Source organism: Parachitinimonas caeni (assembly GCF_030129945.1).
Classification (GTDB): domain Bacteria; phylum Pseudomonadota; class Gammaproteobacteria; order Burkholderiales; family Chitinimonadaceae; genus Parachitinimonas; species Parachitinimonas caeni.
In genome coordinates, this window is sequence record NZ_JARRAF010000001.1 from 379134 (window position 1) to 403454 (window position 24321).

The window sequence follows — 24321 nt, forward strand, 5'->3', positions numbered from 1 at the left end:
GTGAATTGACTGAAATTGGTTTTATTGGCCTGTGCTGTCCCAGGCTATGTTTCACATGAAACACAGCCCTGCAGCGCCTGCCGCAACGCAGCCAGCAGGGCTGTCTGTTGCGCAATGATGAACATATGCCGCCCCGGCAAGCGATGGTGCTCGAAGCGCTCGCGGCAAAGCTCAGCCCAGCGTGCCACCTTGTCTGGCGGGGCGATGGCGTCATCCAGGCCCGAGAACAGGGTTAGCGGGATAGGCAAACTGCTATCGGCTGTCACGCCGCCATAGCTTTGTAGCAGACGGGCATCGGCTTCGATCAGTTTTTGCAGGCTCTGCATATAGCTCGCGTCCTGCTGTAGCGCTGCGGGAATCTCCAGCTCGTTCCAGCCGCTGTCGCGTAGAAAGTCGGAATGTTTCTCGGCGGAGTGATCGTGCGGCGCCCACAGGCCGCTGAGCACCAGATGCTGGGGCGCGGCTCCCTGCATTGCCAGTCGTCGTGCGCTTTCAAACGCCAGATGGCTGCCCATGCTGTGGCCATACAGCACACGCGGCTTGTCGCCCAGAGCTGCCAGAGTGGGTAGCAGGCTGTGCAGCAGGCTGTCGAAATCGGTGGCGTAGCCCTCTTCACTCCGTTGGCCGCGCCCCGGCAATTGCACGGCATAGACCTCATACTGTTCATACAGTGGCTCGGCCCAGCGGCGGAAGAATTCGGCGCTGCCGCCAAGATGATGAAAACAGATCAGCCGGGCCGGCGCGGCCGATGGGCCGCCCAGCCGCAGCAGCGCGGCACCATCGCCGCTGCACTGGCTGCTGCCACTCCCCAGGCCGGCGCGCTGTAGCAGCTCGGTGGCCAATTCGCCCACGCTGGGGCTGCGTACCAAGGTGGCAATCGGCACACTGGCCCCGATCAGTTTCTCCAGCTTGTGCCGCAGCTCTACCCCCATCAGCGAATCCAGCCCCAGCTCGCCCAGTGTCTGCTCGGGCTGGATGTCGCTACCGGCCAGCCGCAACACCTGCGCCAGACAGCGGCAGACGGCTGCCGTCATGGCTTGCCATTGGGCTTCCCCCTGCAGCGTGCGCAAGTCTTCCAGCACATTGCCGATGTCTTCATGGCTGCCATGACCACCCAGCAGCGGCGCCAGCCAGGGTGGCATCTGGCCGGGCGGGAAGGCGGCTGCAGCGCGTGACCAGTCGATGTCGGCCACCACGGCCTGCGTCTGCTCACTCACCAGCAGCTGGCGCATCAAGTCGAAGGCCTCGTCGGCCTGCAGTGCTTGCACGCCCGCATCGGCCAATCGCGCCTGGTCGGCGGCATCCAGCTCGGCCGCCATGCCCGAACTGGCCCACGGCCCCCAATTGATACTCAGCCCATGCAGGCCCAGCTGTCGCCGGTAGTGCGCCAGCGCATCGACCACCGCATTGGTTGCGGCGTAGTTGGATTGGCCGGCCGAGCCAAACACGCTGGCAATCGACGAGAACAGAATCAGCCGATCATGCGCCAGGCGCTGGCTGGCCAGATGCAGATTCAGCGCCACTTCCGCCTTGCTTTGCAGGACCGTGGCAAAGCTGGCATCGGTTTGATTGCGTACCAAGCCATCGGCCAGCACACCGGCCAGATGGTAGATGTCGCCCAGCGGCAGCCCCTCGCTGGCGATTTGCTCCAGCGCAGTGATCGCCTGCTGCCGGTCGGCCATGTCGGCACTGACAAAACGCAGGCTGGCGCCCTGGGCCAGCCCGGTCTGCAACTGCTGGCAAAGTGCCGCATCGGGCTGACGACGGCTGATCAGCGCAATTTGCCGGGCACCCTGCGCCACCAGCCAGCCCAACAGCTGCCGGCCTAGCGCCCCCAGACCACCGACGATGACATGGCATCGGTCCGGCCGCACGGTGCGGGTCTGCTCATGCGTAGGCTGGGTCACCACGATCTTGCCGATATGCCGGGCTTCAGCCATGCAACGGAAAGCATCGCTGACCCGCTCAATCGGGAAGGTTTGCACCCGTGTCGGCCGCAGACCGTCATCCGACATCAGCTTGAGTACAGCGCGGAATTCGTCGGCCAGCAGCTGTGGCTGCTCGGCAGCGACGTCCATCAGATCAAACAGGCTGTAGCCGACATCGGGCCGGGCTGCGGCCATCTGCGGTGCGGTCCAGGCCCCGATCTTGCCGATCTCGACAAAGCGGCCGCCCTGCGCCAGCAGGGCCAGACTGCGCTCGATGAATTCGCCATTGAGTGAGTTGAGCACCAGTTGCAAGCCTTGTGGCCGCTGCTGCCCGATGGCCTCGGCAAAGTCCAGACTGCGCGAGTCGTAGACCTGCTGAACCCCCAATGAGCGCAAGAACGCATGCTTGCTCTGGCTGGCGGTGGCGTAGACCACGGCACCGAAGCGCAGCGCCAGCTGGGTGGCCGCCAGACCGACACCGCCCGCCGCCGCGTGGATCAGCACATGGTCGCCGGCCCGCAGGCCGCCGCACCGCATCAGCGCGTGGAAGGCCGTCAGATAGGCGGTGGGTATCGCCGCGCCTTCGTGGAAACCTAGCCCGCTGGGTAGTGGCGCCACAAAGTGCTCGCCCACCACCACATGGCTGCCAAAGCAGCCAAACGCCATCGTCGCCACCACGCTGTCGCCGACTGCGACCGAGGTGACACCCGCACCGACGCGGCTGACCACGCCGGCACAATCGCCCCCGAACAGCATGCTGGCCGCCGAGCCCACCCCCGATTGCTGGCCGCCTTCGGCCAGCATGCCGAGCGCGTGCAACACGTCTTTGAAATTGAGGCCGGTGGCGTGAACGCGGATCTCGATTTCGCCGGCGGCCGGCTCACTGCGCTCGCAGGCGGCCAGATAGAGGTTATCGAGCGAACCATAGGCCGACGTCCGCAAGGTAAACGGGCTGCCCGCCGGCAGCGCGCTGACGGCTGGGGTGACCAGTGGCGCCAGGCGTGCCACATAGCGCTGTCGGCCGCGCCAGGCCACCAGCGTTTCAACACTGCCACCGCGAATTTCCGTGGCGGCAGCCTGGCCGGCATGCTCGTCGGCTTCGTCCAGACAATGCACCCGCAGCTGCGGATATTCGCGGGCCAGACTCTGGGCAAACCCCCAGATCAGCGCCTGCTGCGGCCGGATGCTGTCATGGCCGCTCACCTGCTGCGCCGAGCGGGTGATAAACCACAGCTGGCGCAAGCGCGCCTCCGGCTGATCCAGCCCTAGCTGAGCCACGGCCTGCCGCAGTTGACGGGCGCTGTCGAGCAGGCTGGCAGCGGCCAGTGGCTGGCTGCTGTCCACCACGATGGCGGCCGCTTCGGCGCCGCTTGGCAGGGTTTGGCCGACCTCCAGTTGCTGGCGCAGCGCCTCGGCCAGCTTGCCGCCACCCAGTATCGCAGCCAATGCGTGGGGTGATTGGCTGGGGCGCAGGTCCTGCGCTTCCCAGCTCAGGTGATAACTGGCCGGGCCGCCCAGGCGGGCGCCTTGCTCCATCAGCTGGCTACGGTCACTGAGCCGTAACGAGAAACCACAGATCTCACCAATCGGCCGGCCTTGCAGGTCGTAGAAAGTCAGATCGGCCAGCGCCGTGGTGTCGGCAATCGCAATGGCCTGCCGCAAGCGCACATGGCTCCAGGCGGCGCTGACCGGGCCGGGCTCGAAGCGGAACGATTCCATGCCGACCGGCAGAAAGGTCTTGCGGCTCGCTTCGTCGAACAGCGTGGCGCCAAACAGCTGCAGGCAGGCATCCAGAAATACCGGGTGATGAATATAAGCCGGGGTTTCACCGTGCATCGCCCTACCCAGCTCGACCCGGCCGATGGCTTCGCCGTCCCCCCGCCAGATTTCCCGCACGGCGCGAAAATTCGGGCCAAAGACAATGCTGAGGGCGGCCACCTGGTCATAAAACGCTGCCGGCGCAATCGCCCGCCGGCAGCGGGCGCGGGTTGCCCAGAAGGCATGGCGGGTTGGGTCGGGATCGAGACTGGCCAGCTGCTCGAAAGCCAGCAGCCGCAATTCCGGTGAAAACCCCTCGGCACTGGCGGTGCCGAGTGACAGCAGCCGGCTGCCCTGACTATCGTCGATGCCCAGCACATAGTCGGACTCGCCATTGTCGCGACTGCGCCGACCCAGACGGATGCCACTGAGTTTCAGCTCGGCATCCCACTCATAACGCTCGCTGCCCGACCAGGTGCCGGGGCGGAAATCGGGGTGATTCATGCTTGGTGTCCCTCCACAGCGGGCAGATTGCGCAGCAAGCCGCAGGAATACACAGCCCGGCTCTGTGTGGGCTGGTTGTCGTCATCGCAGACGGTAAAGCGCCAGGCATCCCCCTCTGCGGCCAGATCAATCCGCACGCGGCGGTCGTCCTCGTTCAAGACCAGAGGGCGGCGGAACTCCAGCCCCTCCAGCTGCCAACGCCGCCGGCCGGTAATCCGGAAAGCTGCGGCCTGCGCCAGCTCGATATAACCGGTGGCCGGCAGCACATCGGCCCCGAAGACCGTGTGATCGCCCAGCCAGCCAAAGCGGCGGCTGCCCAAGGGCAGGCTGACGCTGAACTCGCCTTTGCCGTGCTGCTCGACCGTGGCATCGGTCAACCAGGCATGCGGCGTGGCCAGATGGCCTGCTTGCGGCAGCGAAACCGGCGGGTACAGCGGGTGAGCCTGCACCTCGAAGGGGTAGCCGGGCAGGCGCGGCCTTGCACCGCCATCTGCGGTGAAGAGACCGGCGGGATTGGGCTCGATGCCACAATCGTAAGCGGCGCCGATGGCCGTCAGCAGCTGCGCCAGATCGTCCACTTTGGTATCGAGCGTGGCGTGGATGCGATAGGCCCCGCCCAACTGCTGTTGCAGCAGGCGGCTGAGCACTGGCTGTGGTCCCAGCTCCAGCAACAGGTCTGGTTTTTCCTGTGCCAACCGGGCCGCCGCCCGTTCGAACTCCACTGGGTTCAATATCTGCTCGGCCCAATAGCTGGGCCAGTCGAGATCAGTCCCCACGGGCTCGGCGGTCAGCGACGAAATCAGTGGCAGGGCTGGCTTGCCATGCGGCATATGGCTGGCGTAGTCGCGCAAGCTGAGGGCGGCGGGTGCCATCGCACCACTGTGAAAAGCGTGCGACACCTGTAGCCGCCTATGGCCGACAGCCTGTTGGGCCAGCGCCTGTTCCAGCTCGACAATGTCCACTTCCGGCCCCGACAGCACGATGCTGCGCGGGCCATTGACGGCCGCAATGACGGCTTGCGAATTGCGTTGCCGCAGTAGTGCGGTGGCGGTCAGGCGGTCGAGCTGTACCGCCAGCATCGCCCCACCGGCCGGGCACGACTGCATGCTGGCACCGCGTAGCGCCACCAGCCGCAATCCCTGCTCAAAGCTCAGCACGCCGGCGCAGTGGGCCGCAGCAAACTCACCAATGCTGTGGCCCAGCAGAAGGGCGGGCTTGAGGCCGCAATCGGCCAGCACCCGCAGCAACCCTACCTGCAACACATACTGTGCCGGTTGGGTGTAGCGGGTTTGTGCCAGGGTGGCGGCGTTGGCATCGTGGCCATAGACCAGCTGGCTGAGCGGCCCGCCCAGTTGATTGGCCAGAATGGCGTCGGCTTCACGCCAGGTGTCGCGGAATACCGGGAAGTGCTCGTACAGACCCCGACCCATGCCGGGGTACTGCGCGCCTTGGCCGGTGAACACAAAAGCCAGCTTTGGTTTGCTGGGACGGCGGCTGCCGGCCGGTTGGGTCCGTAGTTCCGTGGCCAGTTGTGTCAGATTCCGGGCCGCGCTGGCGGTATCGGTCACCGCCAACGCCCGTCGCTCGGTAAAGCGCATGCGGCCCATTGCCAAGGTACTGGCAACCGCCGACAGCGAGGCTGCCGGGTGATGCTGCAACCATCTGGCCAGTTGCTCGGCCTGGGCCGCCAGGGCGGGCCGGCTGCGGGCACTCAGGCAGAACAAGGCCGCTGAGGACGTGATGGCGCTCTGGCGCGGCGCGGGGCCGGCCTCAAGCACCACATGGGCATTGGTACCGCCAAAACCAAACGAGCTGACCCCGGCAATGCGGGGCAGGCCAGTGGGCCAGGGCTGGTGCTGGGTGGCCACCGATAGTGGCAGGCGCTCAAAGTCGATCAGCGGATTCGGTGTGTTGAAATGCAGATGCGGGGCAATCTCGCCGTGATGCACGCACAGCGCAGCCTTGATAAAGCCGGCCACGCCAGCGGCGGCTTCAAGATGGCCGAAATTGGTCTTGGCCGAGCCGACCAGACATTTCTGCGACCGTGGTCCCAGCACATTGGCCATGGCGTTCAATTCCATCGGATCGCCCAGCTTGGTGCCGGTGCCGTGGGCTTCGATATAGCCGACCTGATCCGGCGCGATCTGGCCGCGCCGCCAGGCGGTGGCGACCACATCGACCTGCGCGGCCGGGTTGGGGGCGGTCAGGCCATTGCTGCGGCCATCCTGATTCACCGCACTGCCGCGTATCACCGCCCAGATCGGGTCACCGTCACGCAAGGCTTCATCCAGCCGTTTGAGCACCACCACGCCGATGCCTTCGCCCCGGGCATAGCCATCGGCCCTGGCATCGAAGGTCTTGCAGCGGCCATCCGGCGCCAGGAATTCGCCTTTCGATGCCGCAACCGTCACCCACGGCGACAGCATCAGCTGCACGCCGCCCGCCAGTGCTGTGGTGCATTCACCCGTCGCGAGGCTCTGGCAGGCGAGGTGGATGGCGACCAATGACGAAGAACAGGCGGTATCAAGCGCAATGCTGGGGCCGCGCAGGTCGAACAGATAAGACAAGCGGTTGGCGGTGACGCTATAGGCATTGCCAGTGAGCGAGTAACCGTCGATACGGGCTGGGTCTTGCGTCACGCGGTCGTAGTAATCAAAGCTGGCGACGCCCATGAACACACCGGTGCGACGGCCAGCGGCGGCGTGTTTGGCCGACAGCTCGACCATCGACAGGCCGGCGTTTTCGACTGCATGCCAGGCCACTTCGAGTAATAGCCGTTGTTGGGGCGAGACGCCGATCAGTTCGCGCGGCGAGATGCCGAAGAAGGCCGCATCGAAGCGGTTGACGCCTTCAATGAAGCCACCGTGGCGGATGGTGGTTTTGCCGCTGGCGGTCGGGTCGGGGTCGTAGAATTCGTCGAGCGACCAGCGTTCGAGCGGTACCTCGCTGATGGCGTCCACGCCGTTTTTCAGCAGCTGCCAGTAGGCATCGAGCGAGGGCGCACCGGGTAGCCGGCAGGCCATGCCGATGACGGCAATCGGGGTTTGAGGCGTATTCATGGGGCGGCCCCTTGGGGGATGGTTGGTTGGGTGAGCCATGCGGCAGGGGCTCACGGGGTTTGTGCTTCTGCTTCTTTCTTCTTTTTCTTTCTGTGTTTAGCGCCATACGGCGCGGTGGTTTGGGAGCGGGGGGCGCCCCGCATGCGCCCTTCTTTCTTTGCTTCGCCAAAGAAAGAAGGCAAAGAAAGGCGAGCCCCTGCACCGGTTGCTGCGCAACTTCCCTCGGTCCGGGCCACTGGCCGGGCGTCGGCAGAACTCGCCCGTCCTTCGGCCGTGCTCAGACAGGCTGCCGCCGACTACCCCCGTCCAGTGACCCGGTCCTCGGCGGCTTAGAGGGCGGTAGGGGCTCGCTGTGGTTAGAGCTGTGGTCGGCCACAAACTGCAAACCGCTGTGAGTACATTCAATCTCTCCGCACGCCATGACTTCAGTCCCAAAACGGTTGCTATGCGCCCCCTTCCCATCTGAACCGCCGAGCACCGCAGGCCGGAGTGGGGTCGTCCGGGGCGTTTGTCTGAGTCCGGCCGCAGGGCGGGCGAGTTTACGCACCGGCCACGCAGGGCGAGGAGCGCAGGGCACCCGAAGGGCGGTGAAGTCGGGTTGCCTTTCTTTGCCTTCTTTCTTTGGCAAAGCAAAGAAAGAAGGGCGCATGCGGGGCGCCCCCCGCTCACAAACCAACGCGCCGTAAGGCGCTAAAAACCTGAGCATCATCCTGATGCCAATTCCACCATCCCCCTCCCCAACGCCTCCACCACCACCCCCAACACCAACTCCTGCCCTGCCTTCTCGAAAAAATGCCCACCTTGCCAGGTATGCAGGCTGAAACCGGCCGTGGTCTGGGCCTGCCAGGCGGCCAGTTCGGGCGGGCTGCATACTGGGTCGGCGTCGCCACGCAAGGCGATCAGCGGCAGGGGAAGGGGCGGCTCCGGCGGGTAGACGTACTCGGTATTCAGTTCCAGATCGGCACGGATGCCGGGCAGGAACAGGCGCATCAGCTCGGCATCGGCCAGAATGCGGCGATCGGTGCCGCCGTATTGCGCCAATACCTCAATGAACTCGGCATCCGGCAGGTGATAGGTCTTGCGATAGGGGTGCGGTAACTGTGGGGCCCAGCGGCCGGCGACGGCCAGCAGCTGTGGCAACGCCGAGCCGGTCCGTCGCAATTGGCGACACACCTCGAACGCCAGCAGGGCGCCGAAACTGTGGCCATAGCAAGCGAACGGCCCGGTGAGCTGCTCGCCGAGGGCATCGGCAATGGCAGTGGCCAGCGCGCCGAGGTCGTGCCAGGGCGCCTCGCGGAAACGGGCCTCCCGCCCCGGCAATTGCACTCCGGCCACCCGCAGCCAGTCCGGCGTCTGCCGGTTCCAGGCGCGGAACTGGATGGCGCCGCTGCCGGACGAGCCAAAGCAGACCAGCGTGAGGCGAGCCTCCGGTTTGGCATCGAGTCCGATCAGCCAGGGCGAATTCATCTGCCGATTCCTAGAACCTGGCGTGCAGATTGTTCATGCAGCGCAGTACCGTGTGGTCACGGTAGGTCAGTTCCTGCGGCAGCATGGTCAGGTTCGGGTAGCGCTCGAACAGCACTGAAAATGCCTCCTGCGCCTCGATCCGCGCCAGTTGGGCGCCGACGCAATAGTGGTGGCCGTCGGCAAACGACATATGGTGAGGGCGCGGCCGTTCCAGATCGAGCGTGTCGGGGTTGGCGAACGCTTCCGGGTCGCGGTTGGCCGAACCCAGCGCCACGTACACCTGATCGCCCTTGCGGATCAGCTTGCCGCCGATTTCGACATCGGTGAGGGCAGTGCGCGAGGTCATCTGCAGTGGCGCGTCGTAACGCAGGATCTCCTCCACCGCGTTTGGCATCAGCTCGGGGTGGGCCATCAGATGGCGGCGTTGCTCGGGGTGCTGCATCAGTGCCAGCACGCCATTGCCGATCAGGCTGACCACGGTTTCCTCGCCGGCGCCGAAGTTGAGGATGATGATCGAGATCAGCTCGGCTTCGCTCAGGCGGTCTTCTTCGTCGCGGGCTTCGATCAGGCCGCTGATCAGGTCATCCTGCGGGTGGGCGCGGCGCTCGGCGATCAGGCCGCGCAGATAGTCCATGAACTCGATCGAGCACTGGTTGAGCGCCTTGTATTCCTCCAGCGATACCAGCGGATCGAAGATGCGGCCGATCACATTGGCCCAGGCCACGCACTGGCCAAAACCCTCGGCGGGCAGGCCCAGCAGGCTGGCGATTACGTTCTGGGGCAGCAGGTTGGCGTAATCCACCATCGCATCCATACCGTCTTGCCCCTCCACCTTGGCCAGCAGATCTTCGGCGCAGCGGCGGATGCGGGCGCGCATGTTTTCCACCTGCCGTTTCTGGAAGGCGGCCGATACCAGCTTGCGCAGCCGGGTGTGGTCGGGCGCTTCGAGGAAGGCGAACCAGTTTTCCGAGTTGGCGATCAGCGCGTCGAGGTTGTCGGGCTGGTTGGGCGAGATGCGGCGGGTTTTCAGCAGCTCGTTCTTCTTGCGCAGCTGGCCCGGCACGTCCTGCACGCTGAAACGACGGTCTTTCAGCACACCGCGCACATGCTCGTATTTGCCGAGAAACCAGACGCCCCAGGGGCTGCGGTGTACCGGGTCTTCGTCGCGCAGGCGCTGGTAGTGCGGATAGGGGTTCTTGTTGAACTCGGGGTCGCGCGGGTTGAAAAACAGGGGTGCCGCCTTGGCAGGTGCCGGGCGGACGATGGTTTGGGCGTTGGCTTCTGCGACGAAGGACATGGTGAGGCTCCGGTAGCGATCAGAAACCCGCGTCGAGCGCGGCAGCCAGACTGCGGATGGTCGGGTATTCCCAGAACAGGGTGATCGACAGCTCTTTACCCAGCCAGGCGCCAAATTCGCGGCTGACGGTGACGGCGACGGCGGAATCCAGCTGGTAGTCGGCAAACGGGCGGTCGAGGTCGATGTCGTCGGGGCTGACTTCGGCCAGCTGAGCAAAACGCTGGACCAGCCAGTCTTCAATGGCTTCGTGGCCTTGCAGGAGTTCGGTTGTGGTCATGGTCGGTTGTCTTCCAAAGGGCTTTTAATCACGGGGTTTCAATAGATAAGGCAGCGCATCGGCGTTGGCATCGGCATCAAGGCTCAGGGCGTCGGCAATCCGGTAATGGCGCGCCCGCTCGAAGGGATACAAAGGCAGGCGATGGCTGCCCCGGCCACTCAGCGCAACAAATGGCTGCCAGTCGAGCTTGAAGTGGCGTTGGTAGAGCTGGCAGGCCAGCTGCAAGGCAGCCGTGGGCAGGCCGTGGGCCGGTTGCCAGAGCAGATCGCCGGTGCTGTCGTTCTGGCTGGCGTCGATCAGGCTTGGGCAGTCGCCGGCTCGGGGGGGCGATTGGTCCGGCCCGATCACGTTCAAGCCGATCTGGCTGGCAAAGTCGCCAAGCTGACCGAGCAAGGGGCTGCTGCTGGCCAGATGCAGGCGCGATAGGCCCAGGCGCTTGAGCAAGGCCACCAGGCAGAGTATCTCGGGTGGTCCGGACCGGGCCGGCGCCAGATCGGCCAGCAGGTGATGCCAGTGGCCCGGCAGACTGAGTGCACCGCCAGAAGTCGCGGCGATGACGCCGATGCGGCACTGGCGATTGCCGGCGACCAAGGGGCTGGCCTGACGCAAGGCGTGAATCGCTTCGCTCCAGCTGCTGACCACCCAGGCCTGACGCCAGCTATGGTGCTGGCGCCCCAGCAGGCTGCTGCGGCAGAAGTCGCCCAGCATCGCCAGCGGCGCGGCTTGTTGCTGCAGTTGCTGCAGTCGCTCGGCGTAGTCGGCGCACAGCTGCTGGAAGGCGGCATCGCTGCGGGCGCTGACGGCCAGTAGCCAGAGCGGAGGTGAGGCGTTCGGTGTGGTGGCGGTGGGGTCGGGAGCCTGCTCGACCAGCAGATGTGCATTGCCTCCGCCAAAGCTGAAGGCCGAGACGCCGGCCCGGCGTGGTCCGCTGCCCAGTGGCCAGAGCCGGGTGTGGCTGCTGAGGCAGACCGAGCCGGGCGCCTCGTCGCTGCCAAGCTTCAGCAGGGGGCTGGCCGGCTGGCTGTGCAGGCTGGCCGGCAAGATGCCGCGCTCAACGGCCAGGCTGGCTTTGATCAGGCTGGCGATGCCGGCAGCGGCTTCGAGATGGCCGATATTCGATTTCACCGAGCCGACAAAGCAGGGCCGCCCGGCCGGTCGCTGCGCGCCGTAGACATCACGGATTGCCTGCAGCTCGATGGCATCGCCAATCAAGGTGCCGGGGGCATGAGCCTCGACATAATCCACCGATGCCGGTTCGATGCCCGCGCGCGCCAGCGCCTTGCACAGCACCTGCAGCTGTCCGGCCCGATACGGGGCGGCCATGCCATTGCTGCGACCGTTATGGTTGATGGCGCTGCCACGGATCACGGCCCGGATCGGGTCGCCATCACGTAGCGCCAGCTCCAGTGGTTTGAGTAGCAGCAGGCCGCCACCTTCGCCACAGACATAGCCATCGGCCTGCGCAGAAAACGGCTTGCAGTGGCCGTCCTTGGCCAGCAGTCCGCCCTGCGAGAAGGCGATGATGTTGGCCGGCGACAGGATCAACTGAATACCGCCAGCCAGCGCCAGCGAGCATTCCTCATCATCCAGCGCCCGGCAGGCCATATGCACCGATGCCAGTGAGGAGGCACAAGCGCCGTCGATGGCCACGCTGGGGCCGGTCAGGCCGAACAGGTAGGACAGGCGGTTGGCAACAATCGCCCCGGCGGCACCGGTGCTGGTGCGGACATCGACGTGCTGCCACAGCCCCGACATGCGCCGATCGAAGTCGCGGGTGCTGACGCCGATGAACACCCCGACATCGCGCCCAGCCAGGCTGTCGGGCGGCAGATTGGCGTCTTCACAGGCGTGCCAGGCCATTTCCAGTACGCTGCCCTGTTGCGGGTCCATGCGCCGTGCCTCCTCGGGGTCGATGCCGAAGAAGGCGGCGTCATGGCAGTCGCCGCTGGCGTCCATGCCGACGTTGGGGCAATAGGTGGTACCGGGTTCGCCGGCCTTTTCGCCGCCAAAGCGGCTGGCCTCCCAGCGCTCTGCCGGCACCGGACCCACGCAGTCGCGGCCGTCGATCAGGTTCTGCCAGAACGCTTCCAGCCCGTCTGCGCTGGGAAAGCGGCAGCCGATGCCGATGATGGCAATGGGACGCTGCGCAGCCATGATTTATCTGGCACTCGTAAACGGCGTGGACTCGGGCAGGCGACGTAGCGCCAGCCGGCTCAGGTTCATGGTGCCGGTGTGGAAGGCCACTACCATCAGCGCCAGATATTTTTCGTAATCGCGATACTTGGCCTCTCCCACCAGGGCCAAGGCTTCGTCCTTGTGTGCGCGCAGGTTTTTCTGCCAGTGCCGCAGGGTGTTGGCGTAGTGGTGACGGTCATTGCGCAGCTCGACGATCTCGAAAATGCCACGGCAGGCTTCGGCGATTTCAGCCAGATGCGGCAGGTCGGATTCGGGAAAGATGTCGTTGGCAAAAAACTGGCTGAACTGGCTGCGGCTGGCGTTTTCGTAGCTGATGGTCTGCAGCGACAGCTGACCACCCGCCCGTAGATTGCGCCGGCAGAATTCAAAGAACTGGCGATAGCCGGCGATTTTGTCGGCCACCGATTGGTCGAGCCGGGCGAAATGCTCGAAGGCGCCGACCGAGACAATGCCGTCATACGGCTCATCGGGCTGATGGTCGGCCCAGCTTTCGAGCCGGACTTCGATATTGGGTGCGGACAAGCGGTTGATATACGCCGCCTGGGCTTCGCTCAGGGTCAGGCCGGTGCAGTGGCAGTCCGGCTTGCGCTCCAGGGCGCGCCGCATCAGTCCTCCCCAGCCGCAGCCCACATCAAGCAGCCGTTCGGCGTTGTCGAGGCCGGCGCGGTCCAGATGCCAGTCCTGCTTGTTGCGCTGGGCGGCTTCGAGGCTTTCGCTGTCGTAATACCAGAGCGCGCTGGAATAGGTCATGCCGGGGTCCAGCCACAGGGCGTAAAACTGGTTGCCCACGTCGTAGTGGTGCTGGATCGCTTCGGCCGAGGCGCCGGTATGCGGTGTACTGAGTGTCACGGTGTGATTCCTTTTCACATCCCGCGGCAGGTGTCCCGGCGGGGTGAGTGATTGGTTTGGGGTGGCGCGGCATCGGACGTGGCTGGGCGGGCCCGGAGGCCCAAAACCCTCGGCCTTGGCGGCCTGTCAGCTCACCAGGGCCTTGGCCAGACCCCGGATTGTCGGGTGGTCATAGGCCGCAGCGGCGTCGATATCGCGGCCCAGCCAGTCGGCCAGATCACCAGTCATGCCAACCGCAGCGGAGGAATCGAGCCCCAGCTGCTGGAAACTGGCGTCGATATCGATCTCATCCTCGGGCAGGGCCAGCACGTCGCCGATGTACTGGCGCAGCCAGTCGATGATCTGGTCTTCGTTGGCAACGGTGCCGGTCTTGGCGACGGGGCTGAGTACGCTGGTATCACTCATGATGTATTCCTCGGGGTTGGGTTGTTTTTGGGTTAGTGGCGGGACGGGTTGGCCTGACGCTTTTGCTTGTCTTCGGCACTGACGCGACAGACCTCGCTGACGATGCCGAGCTTTTCCAGAATGGCGACCACGCCACCGCTGATGTCGATCTGCCACCAGTGCAGCGACAGGATGGCGGCACGCGGAAAGGCGTGATGGTTGTTGTGCCAGCTCTCGCCCAGGGTCGGCAGCGCCAGCCAGAAGTTATTGGTGCTGAGGTCGCGTGACTGGTAGTCGCGGCTGCCAAAGACATGGGCAAACGAGGTGATCCACCAGATCACGTTATGCAGGGCAAACATGCGGATCAGCCCGCCCCACAGCAGCCCTTCCAGGGCGCCGTAGGCGGTGCCGGTCAGCGCCAGCCCCAACAGGGCGGGCAAGGCCAGACCCAGCGCAATCCACAGGTAGTAGCGCTTGTTCACCCACATGATCGGGGCGTCGGCCAGCAGGTCGCGCGAGTAGAAATTGGCGTTCGGCACTTCGTGCTGCACGGTCCAGCCGATGTAGGCATGCCAGATGCCCCGCACTTTGTTGACGAGCCCCTCACCGTGCAGATTGGGCGAGTGCGGGTCGCCCGGCTTGTCGGCCATCTCGTGGTGCATGCGGTGCAGGGCGGTCCAGAACACGATGGGGCCTTGGCCGGCCATCGAGCCCAGAATGCCCAGCAGCACCCGCAAGGCGGTGGGTGCCTTGTAGCTGCGATGGGTGAAGTGGCGGTGGTAGCCAATCGTCAGCCCCATGCCGACGCTGAAAAAGAACAGACCGAAGATGCCAAGCGCCGCCGCCGAAACCGGCTGCACCAGAAAGTGCAGACAAATCGCGCTGATAAGGCCACCCAGCCCGGCGACGGTCATCACCACCGTATGAATATGCTGGATGCGCTTGAGCTGCCGGTTTTCGACCGTGCGCTTCATCTTCGGACGCTCCGCTTCAGCCGGTGGTGCGCTGGCGGGCGTCTCGATGCCGGGGGCTCGTAGCGCCTCAGCGGGGGTCAGGGTTTCTGCGTCTTGCATGGTGTTTTTCCTTGGGGAGGTCGGATTCGTTGTGCGTCAGGGATTGACGTCTGCTTCGTGACTGACGGGCCGGGTGTGGCCGCGCCGCACGGCATGTGCCAGCCCCAGCTTTTCCAGCAGCAGAATGAAGCCGCCGCCAATGTCGATTTCGTACCAGGCCCGCGAAAATACGGCGGCGGTGCCATCGGCGTGGTGGTTGTTGTGCCAGCCCTCGCCCAGCGTAAACAGGCCGAGAAACCAGTTGTTGCGGCTGCTGTCACCGGTATCGAAGCGCTGGTAGCCCCACATATGCGCGGCCGAATTGATGCCGTTGGTGAGGTGATAGGTCACGAACAGCCGGACAAAGCCGCCCCAGAACACGCCCTCGATCAAGCCTTGCCAATGGCCGGTGATGGCCAGCCCGGCCAGTGCCGGCAGCAAGAGTCCCAGCAGAATCCATTTGAAGTAATGGCGGCCCACCCAGCGTACGGTGGCGTCCTGCAGCAGATCGGGGCAGTACTGCAGCGAGCTGGACAAGTCGTGGCGCAGGGTCCAGCCGGTATGGGCATGCCAGAAGCCCTGCCAGCGGCCCAAGGGCTGACCGTTGTCGTTGACGGGCGAGTGCGGATCGCCAGCGCGGTCGACATAGCGGTGGTGACGGCGATGGTTGCTGACCCAGTACAGGGGCGGCCCCTGTGCCGCCATGCAGCCGGTGATGGTGAGCAGGGCTTTCACTTTGGGGCCGGTGAGAAAGGCACGATGGGTCAGCAATCGGTGAAAGCCGACCGTGATGGCCAGAATCGTGCAGAAATACATGATGCCCATCAGGCCCAGATGCCAGGGCCGGACCATGCCATGCAGCGCAGCCCAGATGGCACCGGCGACGGCCAGCGTCGGCAAGGCCACGATCAGGATGGCGTGCGCCTTTTGTGCCAACCGGCCGCCGCTGGCGGCCAGTGCCTGGGGGGGCGGACTGGTGGGGGTTTGGGGGGAAGACGATTGCAGACTCATTGATTACACCTCGACTGGCTCGACGGCATCGAGCGGCTCAAAGCCGCCGCACTCATACAGCTCGCGGCAGCGGTTGCGACGGACCTTGCCGCTGGTGGTGCGCGGCAGCTGGCCCGGTTTGATGAACACGATGTCGCCCAGCGCGATGCCGTGGCGTTCAATCACCAGCGCCCGCACGGCGGCCTGCAGGGCGGGCAGGTCAGCCTGGCGTACACCCTGGCGGGTCAGCTCCTGGACCAGAACCACTTCCTCATCATGCGGGGCCTGCCGCTGGAACACGGCGCCACCGCCGGTCGCCAGCGCTTCGGCATCGGCCAGCAGGGCACTGTGCTCAATGTCTTGCGGGTAATAGTTGCGACCACGCACCACCAGCACATCCTTCAGCCGACCCACCACAAACAGCTGGCCGGCATGCATCACGCCCAGATCACCGGTACGCAGCCAGTTGCCGGCCTCGCCGCTCAGTTGTGCAGCAAAGCCGTGTTCGCTGGCTTGTGGATTGGCGTAATAGCCCAGGGCGATGCTGCCGCCCTGCGCCCAGATTTCGCCAACGTGACCCTCTGGCAGGGCTTGCAGGGTGTCGGGATGAACGATGCGGATGCGGGCGTCCTGCCGGGGCAGGCCACAGCCGACAAACTCGGCCGCCAGCGGGGTGTCGGCCGCAACCGGCACCACGGCGGCGCCGATCGTCAGCGCATCACTGCGCAGGCTGACAATCAGCGGAGCGCGGCCTTGCTGCTCGCCGGTGATGAACAGCGTGCTCTCGGCCATGCCGTAGCAGGGGTAGAGCGTCGAACGGCGCAAGCCGTGGGCTTCGAAAGCCGCTGCAAACCGGCGCAACGTCTCGCCCTTGATCGGCTCTGCCCCGGTAAACGCTACTTCCCAACGGCTGAAGTCCAGCCCTTGCCGGGTTTCCTCGCTGGTTTTGGCGACGCACAGGTCGTAGGCAAAGTTGGGGCCGCCACTGACGGTGCCGCCGTAATCCGACACGGCACGTAACCAGCGCAAGGGCTTCTGAATGAAATCGACCGGCTGCATCAGCACGCACTCAGCCCCCTGATACAGCGGCTGCAGCAGATTGCCGATCAGCCCCATATCGTGAAAATGCGGCAGCCAGCCCACCACCACCGAATCGCGATGCATGCGCATGGCTTCGCCGATGACCGCTTCATTGGCCATCAGGTTGGCGTGGCTCACCATCACGCCCTTGGGCGTGCCGGTCGAACCCGAGGTGTACTGCAGAAACGCCAGCCGTGAACCGCCGCCATAAGCAATCGCTTCCGCCTGCCGGATCGCGCCACTTGAGGTCTCCAGTTCCATGCCGTCAAAACAATGCCAGGGCGTCGCATCCAGTTCCGGCTCCAGCAGGCTCTGCAACTGCTGCTGCTCGCGCCGGCCAGCCAGCACGCAGGCGATTGTCGCGTTGCGGGCAATGGCCGCCACACTGGCCGCATGCCGGGCCGATGGCACCGCCAGCGGTACCGCCGTTACCCCTGCCGCCAGACAGGCCAGAAAGCTCTGCACAAACTCCAAGGGATTCGCGTACAGCAACAGTGCGCGTTCGCCCTCATAACCCAGGTCGATCAAGGCGCTGGCTGTTGCCAGCACGTTTTGCTGCAACTGCGCGTAATCAAGGCTGGCGGCCAGCCGCTCGCCACGTTCGAGATAGGCATAGACCCGTTTCGACGGCGAGGTTTGGGCGTGATGAAACAGACGGGCAAGGATCGAGGCGTCCATATGGCAGCTCCAGTAAGCAGCGGGTTAGCCAGGCCATGAAGCCGGCTGTCAGGGTGGGATCGGGCCCAAATGGGGCGATGCCGCACATGCTGCGCTGCCACAGGGCAGGACAACGGGGTCTACAAGCCGGTGCCAGATACCAGCGTCCCGCCGATGCGCGCGTTCAGCCAGGAGGCCTAAGCCTATTGGGGGCGCATGGCTAGGTACCGGAAGTTGAAAAGAGGGGCTGGTCAGGAAGACGAGCCGCCAATTTGCCGGTTTGTCCGACCCGGAATGCACATAAGCCGATCCGGGTATTCAAAAAATCTGGCGAAGTTTGGCGCGACAAACTGGCTGATGTAACTGTCAAAGTTGCCAGTTTTTGTACTTTTGCCCGATGAAAAGACGATGTGAAAAGTAACAATTCTTTTGTCTAACAAATAAATAGTGACGTTTGTCCTGCCGGCGGGGTGCCAGGTTTACGGCCTGCTTGGCTGTGCGGCTGCCTGACCAAATGGACAGATTTATATTCAAATGAATTGTTGGTATTGTAATAGGCCGTCTTCTGGCATGGCCCGCTGGGCGCCAGAGCGAAAAGATCGTCATCCGATGCAGATGACGCGAGGGCAGGGTAGCGACAACGAGGGGCAACCCAAAACAGGGCTTGCAAGACGTTGCTGGCAAAGGCGGTGTCATCTTGCTGCGGCATTCTGTCGCAGAGGAAGGCAAGATAACCGGATTTATCCGCCAGCCATAGTGTCAACGTTGACAGGCAGGCTGGACCAAAAGCCTGGGTTCTGTCTGACGTGAAGTTTGCAGATTGCGTTTCGCCGGAAAACGGTCTGGAACAAGGCACAGAGCGCGCCGCATAGTCATTCTTTGCAAGCGCTCTGCAACACCGGGCCAGGCTATTTTCCGGTGAAACGCGACTGCAAACCTCAGGTCAGCAGAACTTTCGCATCAAGCCAGGCGGCGATCGCTGCCCAGCCAGGAGAACGCCGTGAAAGCATGGCAGGAAGAACTTTTGCAAGGCAGCATCAGCGCCCTGAGCGAACAGGAGCTATTCAACCGCGTGGCACGCATCGCCCGCGACCTGGGCTTCGATTACTGCGCCTACGGCCTGCGCGCCCCCTATCCGTTTTCGCAGCCGCGCACGGTCATGATCAACAACTACCCCGACCACTGGCAGGCGCGCTATCGCGACCGTGGCTACCTCGCGGTGGACCCCACCGTGCAGCATGCCCTGCGCTCACTACAACCGCTGGTCTGGTCCGATAGTCTGTTCGCTCGCACGCCCGAGCTGTGGGAAGAGGCGCGTGCCGCTGGCCTCGCGTTTGGCTGGGCGCAACCGTGCAGAGACGCCACGGGCGTCAGCGGCATGCTGACACTTGCCCGCAGCGCCGAAGCCCTGCATGCCACCGAGCTGGCTGACAAGCAGATGGAAATGATCTGGTTGGCGCAGTCCGCCCACGTTGGCATGGCGCGTAGCGTCGTGCCCCGCCTGTTGCCCGAAATGCGCGCCAAACTATCCGCCCGCGAAATCGAAATGCTGCGCTGGACTGCTGAAGGCAAGACCTCCAGCGAAATCGCCGACCTCGCCAATATTTCCAAGCGCACGGCCGACTTCCACCTCAACAACGCCACCGCCAAACTCAACGCCGCCAACAAAACCGCCGCCGCCATCATGGCTGCAGTATTGGGCTTGCTTTAGATGCTGTTGACGTTTTGCCTTTGGTCGCACCGGGTCGATGGTGGGGCGTGGCGCCGTTAAGGTTCGCTTATATAGCGCGCTCAACCACGCGCACCCTGCCGCGTCCTGCCTCAAACCCGGCCCGGCGTTACCAGAAACAAAAACGCTAACGGTATCTAGCCTGTGCCGGCACCGCCCATTGGTCGCCGGTGCCGGTAACGGCGTAGCCAGAGTGCTATGTTGGTGTGAGGTGCGTCATCAATGGTTCTTGTTTGTGGGGTGACCGTACCGCCCGAGGACGGAGATAGCCCGATGAAAACATGCCTGCGCACTGCCCGTATCGTTACCTGGCTCTGGCAAGCGCTTTGGGTCGCGATCCTGATCACGCCACCGTGCGCGATTGCAGAGTCTGATACCGAGATCAAGCGTTTGAATCTGGATGTCAGGTATGCCTTCGAGAATGACGACTTTGCCAAACTCGAAAAGATGTATGCCGAATACTTAACAGCCAAAACCAGAACGCAAAGCGGTGGCTGGATGCTGGATCTGATGCATGCGCAGCTGGAGCGGATCCTGCGTGCGGATCTTGATCCTGGTCACTGGCAAGCCGTTGAAAAGAAAATTGCAATGTGGCGCAAACGTTACCCGCGCTCGACTTTGGCACCACTCTTTCTGGCAAATGTGCATTTGCGCCATGCCTGGACTTATCGCGGCGACGAATTTATCGACAAGGTGGATCCTGCCGCATTCAAATATATACGACTATATCTGGATAAATCTTATGACGTGCTCGCCAAGAACCCGGAACAGTTACAGGTTGATCCTTTCTGGTATGTGCTGGCATTTAAGGTCATGAAGATGAGTGGTACCGATGAGAAAACCTATGATAAAGCTGTGCAGCAAGGGATAAAGAAATTTCCAGATTATCACCCCTTATATTTAATGGCAGCCTGGTTTCTTGAACCCAAATGGGGAGGCTCTTGGGAAAAGATCGACCAGCTGGCGTTGCGCTCGATTGAATTATCGAAACCGATAAGTGGTAATTCCATTTATACCCGAATTTATTGGAATGCAACGGCGAATCACTATGGACACCCCGTGTTTTTTACTTCGAGAATAAAATGGCCGCTGATGAAGCAGGGTTTTGAAGATATTCTGGCGAAATATCCACATGACCGAAATAGAAATGCCTATGCCTATTTTTCCTGCATTGCTGTTGATTATGAAACTTTGCGGAAAATCTTGCCGCTTGTGGGCGAAAATATCATCTATGAACAGTGGGGGAGCAAAGACGGAGAAAAAGTATATAAAGATTGCGTAACCTATGCAAAAGGCGGAACCAATTTCCCCGAATTTCTGAATAAGATCGTCCAGTCATTGCCAACCAAATAGGGTGTGAAGTATTTAGCGAGGCAGGTTACCTGATGAAGATCTCAACCAATATTGCGGTGGGGCTGTTGCTGGCGATCTTTCCACTGATCAGTGCCGGCGCTGACGAGTTGGGCGATAGACGCCGGTTCTTTCTAGAGACCCAGCATGCGCTGGAATACGAGGATTTTGCCCGGCTGGAAAAAATGCATATGAAAAGTCTGGACACGAAAGAGCGCTTTCCGAGTGGTGTCTGGAAAATGGTCAGCTTTCGGGATGGCTTGGAGCGAATTTTTTCTGGCGAAAATACCAACCAATACTGGAATGATCAGGAACGCCGGGCAGTGACTTGGCGGACGCAGTTTCCGAAATCAGCCATTGCCCAGGTTTTTCTTGCCCGAGTGTATTTGCAGCGATCTTACGCATTAAGGGGCGATCGTTCGTCCAATGCCGTTCCGGCGAATGAATGGCTGAAAATCAATCAATATACCGAGAAGGCTTACAAAACTTTGATGGAAGGCGGGCCGGCTGCCAGATCGACACCCATATGGTATCTGACGATGCTGGAAGTACTAAATCACAAAGACGTCAATTCCAGAGAGTTGCCGCAGATTATCAATGAAGCGCTTGAGAAATTTCCCAGTTTTCAGGCGCTCTATTTTGATATCGCCGAGTTACGACTGCCAAGAAATGGTGGCAGCTATGAGGCGGTGGAAAAATTTGCACAGGAAGCGGTCGTGCGTAATAAATCGGGAGAAGGCTGGGCGATTTATGCAAGAATTTACTGGTATTTAACCCAGGTTGAGTTTGGTAATTCACTATTTTCCAAATCGCGCGTTAATTGGGCCTCGATGCGTGATGGCTTTGATGCCATGCTCAAGCAATATCCGGATATCTGGAATCTCAATGCGTATGGCTATTTCTCTTGCCTGGCAAAAGATCGCACGAACCTGATCAAGCTGCTGCGCCAGATTGGAACGCAGGTGAATTTCCAGCTGTGGGGCGGCGATCGTGGCCAGTATGTCTATAAGCTCTGTAGTGAATATGCAAAAGGACATGACGCGGCCATCAAGGAAATTCCCTGAAATGCCACGACCCAAACTCAACGCATCCCATGCTTGGTCAGGATGGCTTTTTCTGTGCCGTCCTGGCGAATCAGTTTGAGGCCCTTGTGGAAGTCGTCGAGGATTTGCTGGGCGTTGGGGATGGCTTTTGAGACAGTGTTGTGGAACTTGCCGACTTTGAGCGGCGCGCCGACCGTCTCGACGCGGGAGGCGTCTTTGGCGAAGGTGGTTTGCAGCAGGTAGTCAACCTGCTGCTTTTTCTCGACGAACGCATCAATCCGGCCTGTCAGCAGATTTTTCAGGTTGAGCTCGGCAGAGCTCGTGTAGTTGACCTGCAGGGTGGTATTCAAGGCCGCATCAAACTCGGGGCTGACGGTGGAACCACGAATGAAACCGATCAAATAGGGTTTCATGTCGCTAAGGGTTTCATAGTGCAGGTGCTTGTCTTTCAGTGCCCAGAAATACACTTCTACGGTTCCAATCGGCTCGCTGTACAGCATCGTGCGTGCCCGCTCCTCGTTGTAATAGGCCGCCAGTAACACCTGATAGCTGCCAGCGATTGTGCCCTTGAGCGCCCTGGCCCAGGGGACGAAGTCAAACTGCGGTTCGTAGCCCACTCTCTTGAAGGCCGCCTCGGTGATCTCGGCCAGATGGCCCCCGCGCTTTTCCTCATCGGCCGCAATTTTGATGATTCGACCGTCTGCCAGGGTCGGCGCAGCCAGACACAGGCACAACAAACCCGTCAGGCATGCCAGCAATAGGTTGCGTCTCATGATGTGTCTTTCCTCTGAAATTTGGCGAACGGCATCCTTGATTTATAAACCTTTTATGGCGAATTTCTGCCGCGTCGGCAAGAATTGGCGATGTCTTTTTTCTGTAAGGCTATCTGGCTGTGCCGTTGCCTCGCGAGATTTTGTCCACATTAAGTTGAAACTTTTAATTTAATTACGGGTCACTCAACCGCCATTTCGTTTTCCAGGTGTTTGATTCAATCGTTGGTAGGGCATCCCATTTGGCTTTTTAATTCCCATTGGCTTCTTCGTTATGAAGGAAGGATGGGCTGTTAATTAGGGTTTCTACCAATCCCTGTTTTAAAAAGGCAGTTATATGAATTATGGTAAGCAGTCTATCTTTACTCCTTTGCTTTCTTTATGTGCTTCTGCAGTTTTTCTTCAAGGTTGCAATGAGGGAAAACAGTCGGAAGAGAATTCTACCGATTATTATATTCAGCGAATCTCTGCTGCCGCCGAAAAAGCCTGGCCTTCATTGGATGCAATATGGGGCGGGGTAAATGAAAAAGACGCCATGTACCGGAATCTTGTTTTGGTCGTGGCGGATGGTCGCCAAGCATGGGAGATAGACCGAGATGGCAGCCGGCCCATTTCTTATGAAAAAATCAGCGCGCGACAACTGCCGAATGAATATGGCACGTATCAGAAATTGGAAAACTGGCGCGAAGGACGTTTTGCTTTATTTATCAGTCTTGGTGAGACCTTAGATCAGGCGGAGCTCGCAAAAATACGGGCAGAGCCGGCCGCAATCCCCTTTATCTTCACGCTGGCGACCCATGAGGCAATGCACTATTACCTGCAGGATAAATGGCAGCTGGATGGCGACAAGGCTTCACGCAGCACCCGTTTGCCGATTGCGGTTGAGCCACGCGTTCTGCGTAATCATCTTGCCAGGTCTTTGGAAAGGGCAGCACAAGGGAATCTGGCGGATTTAGGACATGCCAGCTATTGGTATCAGAAGTGGAAGCAGCAATATCCGGAAGAGGTGTTACAGATACATTGGGGAGATATTGTTGAAGGTAGCGCTACGTATATTGAAATGGTGGCAGAAACAATCGCCAAGGGGCATGCATTTGGTTCATCACAATATCATGCTGCAGTAAATGAAAAAATCCAGCAGAGTGCTGAGGTAATACCCGATATTGCTTTAGAAAGTTATCGGCTTGGCGCACTGGCCGGGCATTTGCTGGATCGACAGGGGAGGCAGTGGAAAAGCCAGGTCGAGAAAGACCAGAGCCCGCTCGACATCCTGCTGCACAATATTGCTCCGGTGCCGGAAGCTTTGGATTTGCAATTGGAGCGTGAATTAAAGCTGAAAATCGCCCAGCAAAGCCAGGAGGCGGAAGATAGGCTGGGGATATTCAAGTTTGTTGAAAATATCCGTCAGGCCAATACGGCAAAGGTGTTTATTCCAAACTCTAAAATGGTCGTTTCCGAGTTGGCTGGGCTGTATTCAATTGCGGATTTTGCTTATGAAATTACCGGGTATTCGGCACAGGTACATTTAACCGGCGGGTCTTTGACGGCAAAGTCTGCCACGATGGCGATGATTTCGGATTTGTCTTATTGCGGTGAGCCGGGTGGGTTGTTTGTATTGCCCAATGGCATGCCCGATCCGGACCAAGGCCGGCTGAAGTTTTCCAGTGCGCAGTTGTCGATGGATGTGCCTTACCCGGTACTGGATGCCTCGGGCAAGGTGTATTGCCTGCGCTAAGGGGGCTGTCGTAAAGCGTTGTTGCCGTGCTGAGGCGGTTGGTGAGAAAACTCCTGCCGTGGCGGGAGCTAGGCTCTGTTGACGTTTTATTTCCGGATCGCGTTTCGTCGGATTTGGGCCTGATGCAAGGCAAAAAGCGCGCCGCTTAGTGAGCTAAGCAAGCGATTTTTAACGCGGCAGCAGGCCCAAATCCGGC

Annotated in this window: 16 protein-coding genes; 4 read left to right on the forward strand and 12 right to left on the reverse strand. The window is 61.5% G+C overall.

The features are described 5' to 3' along the window. Positions 1 to 44: 44 nt before the first annotated feature. From PZA18_RS01670 to PZA18_RS01720, 11 genes are all read right to left on the reverse strand, one after another. Positions 45 to 4190: an alpha/beta fold hydrolase gene (locus PZA18_RS01670; protein WP_284099028.1), complete on the reverse strand. Its 4146-nt coding sequence runs from the start codon at positions 4188 to 4190 to the stop codon at positions 45 to 47. Then, a complete protein-coding gene (locus tag PZA18_RS01675; RefSeq protein WP_284099029.1) occupies positions 4187 to 7249 on the reverse strand; it encodes a type I polyketide synthase in 3063 nt (1020 codons plus the stop codon). Before PZA18_RS01675 ends, PZA18_RS01670 begins: the two co-directional genes overlap by 4 nt. A 705-nt stretch (positions 7250 to 7954) precedes the next feature. After that, on the reverse strand, positions 7955 to 8716 hold the full coding sequence (locus PZA18_RS01680) for a thioesterase II family protein (RefSeq protein ID WP_284099030.1): 762 nt from the start codon (positions 8714 to 8716) through the stop codon (positions 7955 to 7957). Between the two features lie 10 nt (positions 8717 to 8726). Next, positions 8727 to 10013, reverse strand: a complete 1287-nt coding sequence (locus PZA18_RS01685) for a cytochrome P450 (RefSeq protein WP_284099031.1) — start codon at positions 10011 to 10013, stop codon at positions 8727 to 8729. Positions 10014 to 10032: 19 nt separating this feature from the next. Beyond that, positions 10033 to 10290 (reverse strand): acyl carrier protein, encoded by a 258-nt coding sequence (locus PZA18_RS01690; protein ID WP_284099032.1) that lies wholly within the window; start codon positions 10288 to 10290, stop codon positions 10033 to 10035. 24 nt (positions 10291 to 10314) lie between these two features. After that, entirely contained in the window at positions 10315 to 12444 is a 2130-nt protein-coding gene (locus PZA18_RS01695; protein WP_284099033.1) for a beta-ketoacyl synthase N-terminal-like domain-containing protein, read from the reverse strand. A 3-nt stretch (positions 12445 to 12447) separates the two neighbouring features. Further along, positions 12448 to 13335 carry a class I SAM-dependent methyltransferase gene (locus PZA18_RS01700; protein ID WP_284099034.1) on the reverse strand — a complete coding sequence of 296 codons (888 nt, stop codon included), beginning with the start codon at positions 13333 to 13335 and terminating at the stop codon, positions 12448 to 12450. Between the two features lie 126 nt (positions 13336 to 13461). Continuing rightward, complete coding sequence (locus PZA18_RS01705; RefSeq protein WP_284099035.1) at positions 13462 to 13740, reverse strand: acyl carrier protein; 279 nt, start codon at positions 13738 to 13740, stop codon at positions 13462 to 13464. Positions 13741 to 13772: 32 nt separating this feature from the next. Then, a complete protein-coding gene (locus PZA18_RS01710; RefSeq protein ID WP_284099036.1) occupies positions 13773 to 14792 on the reverse strand; it encodes an acyl-CoA desaturase in 1020 nt (339 codons plus the stop codon). Positions 14793 to 14828: 36 nt separating this feature from the next. After that, a complete protein-coding gene (locus PZA18_RS01715) occupies positions 14829 to 15782 on the reverse strand; it encodes an acyl-CoA desaturase (protein ID WP_284099037.1) in 954 nt (317 codons plus the stop codon). Between the two features lie 3 nt (positions 15783 to 15785). Beyond that, positions 15786 to 17519 (reverse strand): fatty acyl-AMP ligase, encoded by a 1734-nt coding sequence (locus tag PZA18_RS01720; RefSeq protein WP_284099038.1) that lies wholly within the window; start codon positions 17517 to 17519, stop codon positions 15786 to 15788. Positions 17520 to 18498: 979 nt separating this feature from the next. Here PZA18_RS01720 and PZA18_RS01725 point away from each other — a divergent pair. The 3 genes from PZA18_RS01725 to PZA18_RS01735 all read left to right on the forward strand — a co-directional run bounded on the left by PZA18_RS01725 (position 18499) and on the right by PZA18_RS01735 (position 21641). Continuing rightward, positions 18499 to 19209, forward strand: coding sequence for an autoinducer binding domain-containing protein (locus tag PZA18_RS01725; RefSeq protein ID WP_284099039.1), 711 nt, complete (start codon positions 18499 to 18501; stop codon positions 19207 to 19209). A gap of 291 nt (positions 19210 to 19500) precedes the next feature. Then, complete coding sequence (locus PZA18_RS01730) at positions 19501 to 20580, forward strand: hypothetical protein (protein ID WP_284099040.1); 1080 nt, start codon at positions 19501 to 19503, stop codon at positions 20578 to 20580. A 32-nt stretch (positions 20581 to 20612) separates the two neighbouring features. Then, entirely contained in the window at positions 20613 to 21641 is a 1029-nt protein-coding gene (locus PZA18_RS01735) for a hypothetical protein (protein ID WP_284099041.1), read from the forward strand. Positions 21642 to 21658: 17 nt separating this feature from the next. Here the strand turns inward: PZA18_RS01735 and PZA18_RS01740 are convergent, their stop codons facing one another. Further along, complete coding sequence (locus PZA18_RS01740; protein WP_284099042.1) at positions 21659 to 22393, reverse strand: substrate-binding periplasmic protein; 735 nt, start codon at positions 22391 to 22393, stop codon at positions 21659 to 21661. A gap of 334 nt (positions 22394 to 22727) precedes the next feature. On the opposite strand from PZA18_RS01740, the gene PZA18_RS01745 reads away from it, so the two are divergent. Beyond that, on the forward strand, positions 22728 to 24125 hold the full coding sequence (locus PZA18_RS01745; protein WP_284099043.1) for a hypothetical protein: 1398 nt from the start codon (positions 22728 to 22730) through the stop codon (positions 24123 to 24125). Positions 24126 to 24321: the final 196 nt, after the last annotated feature.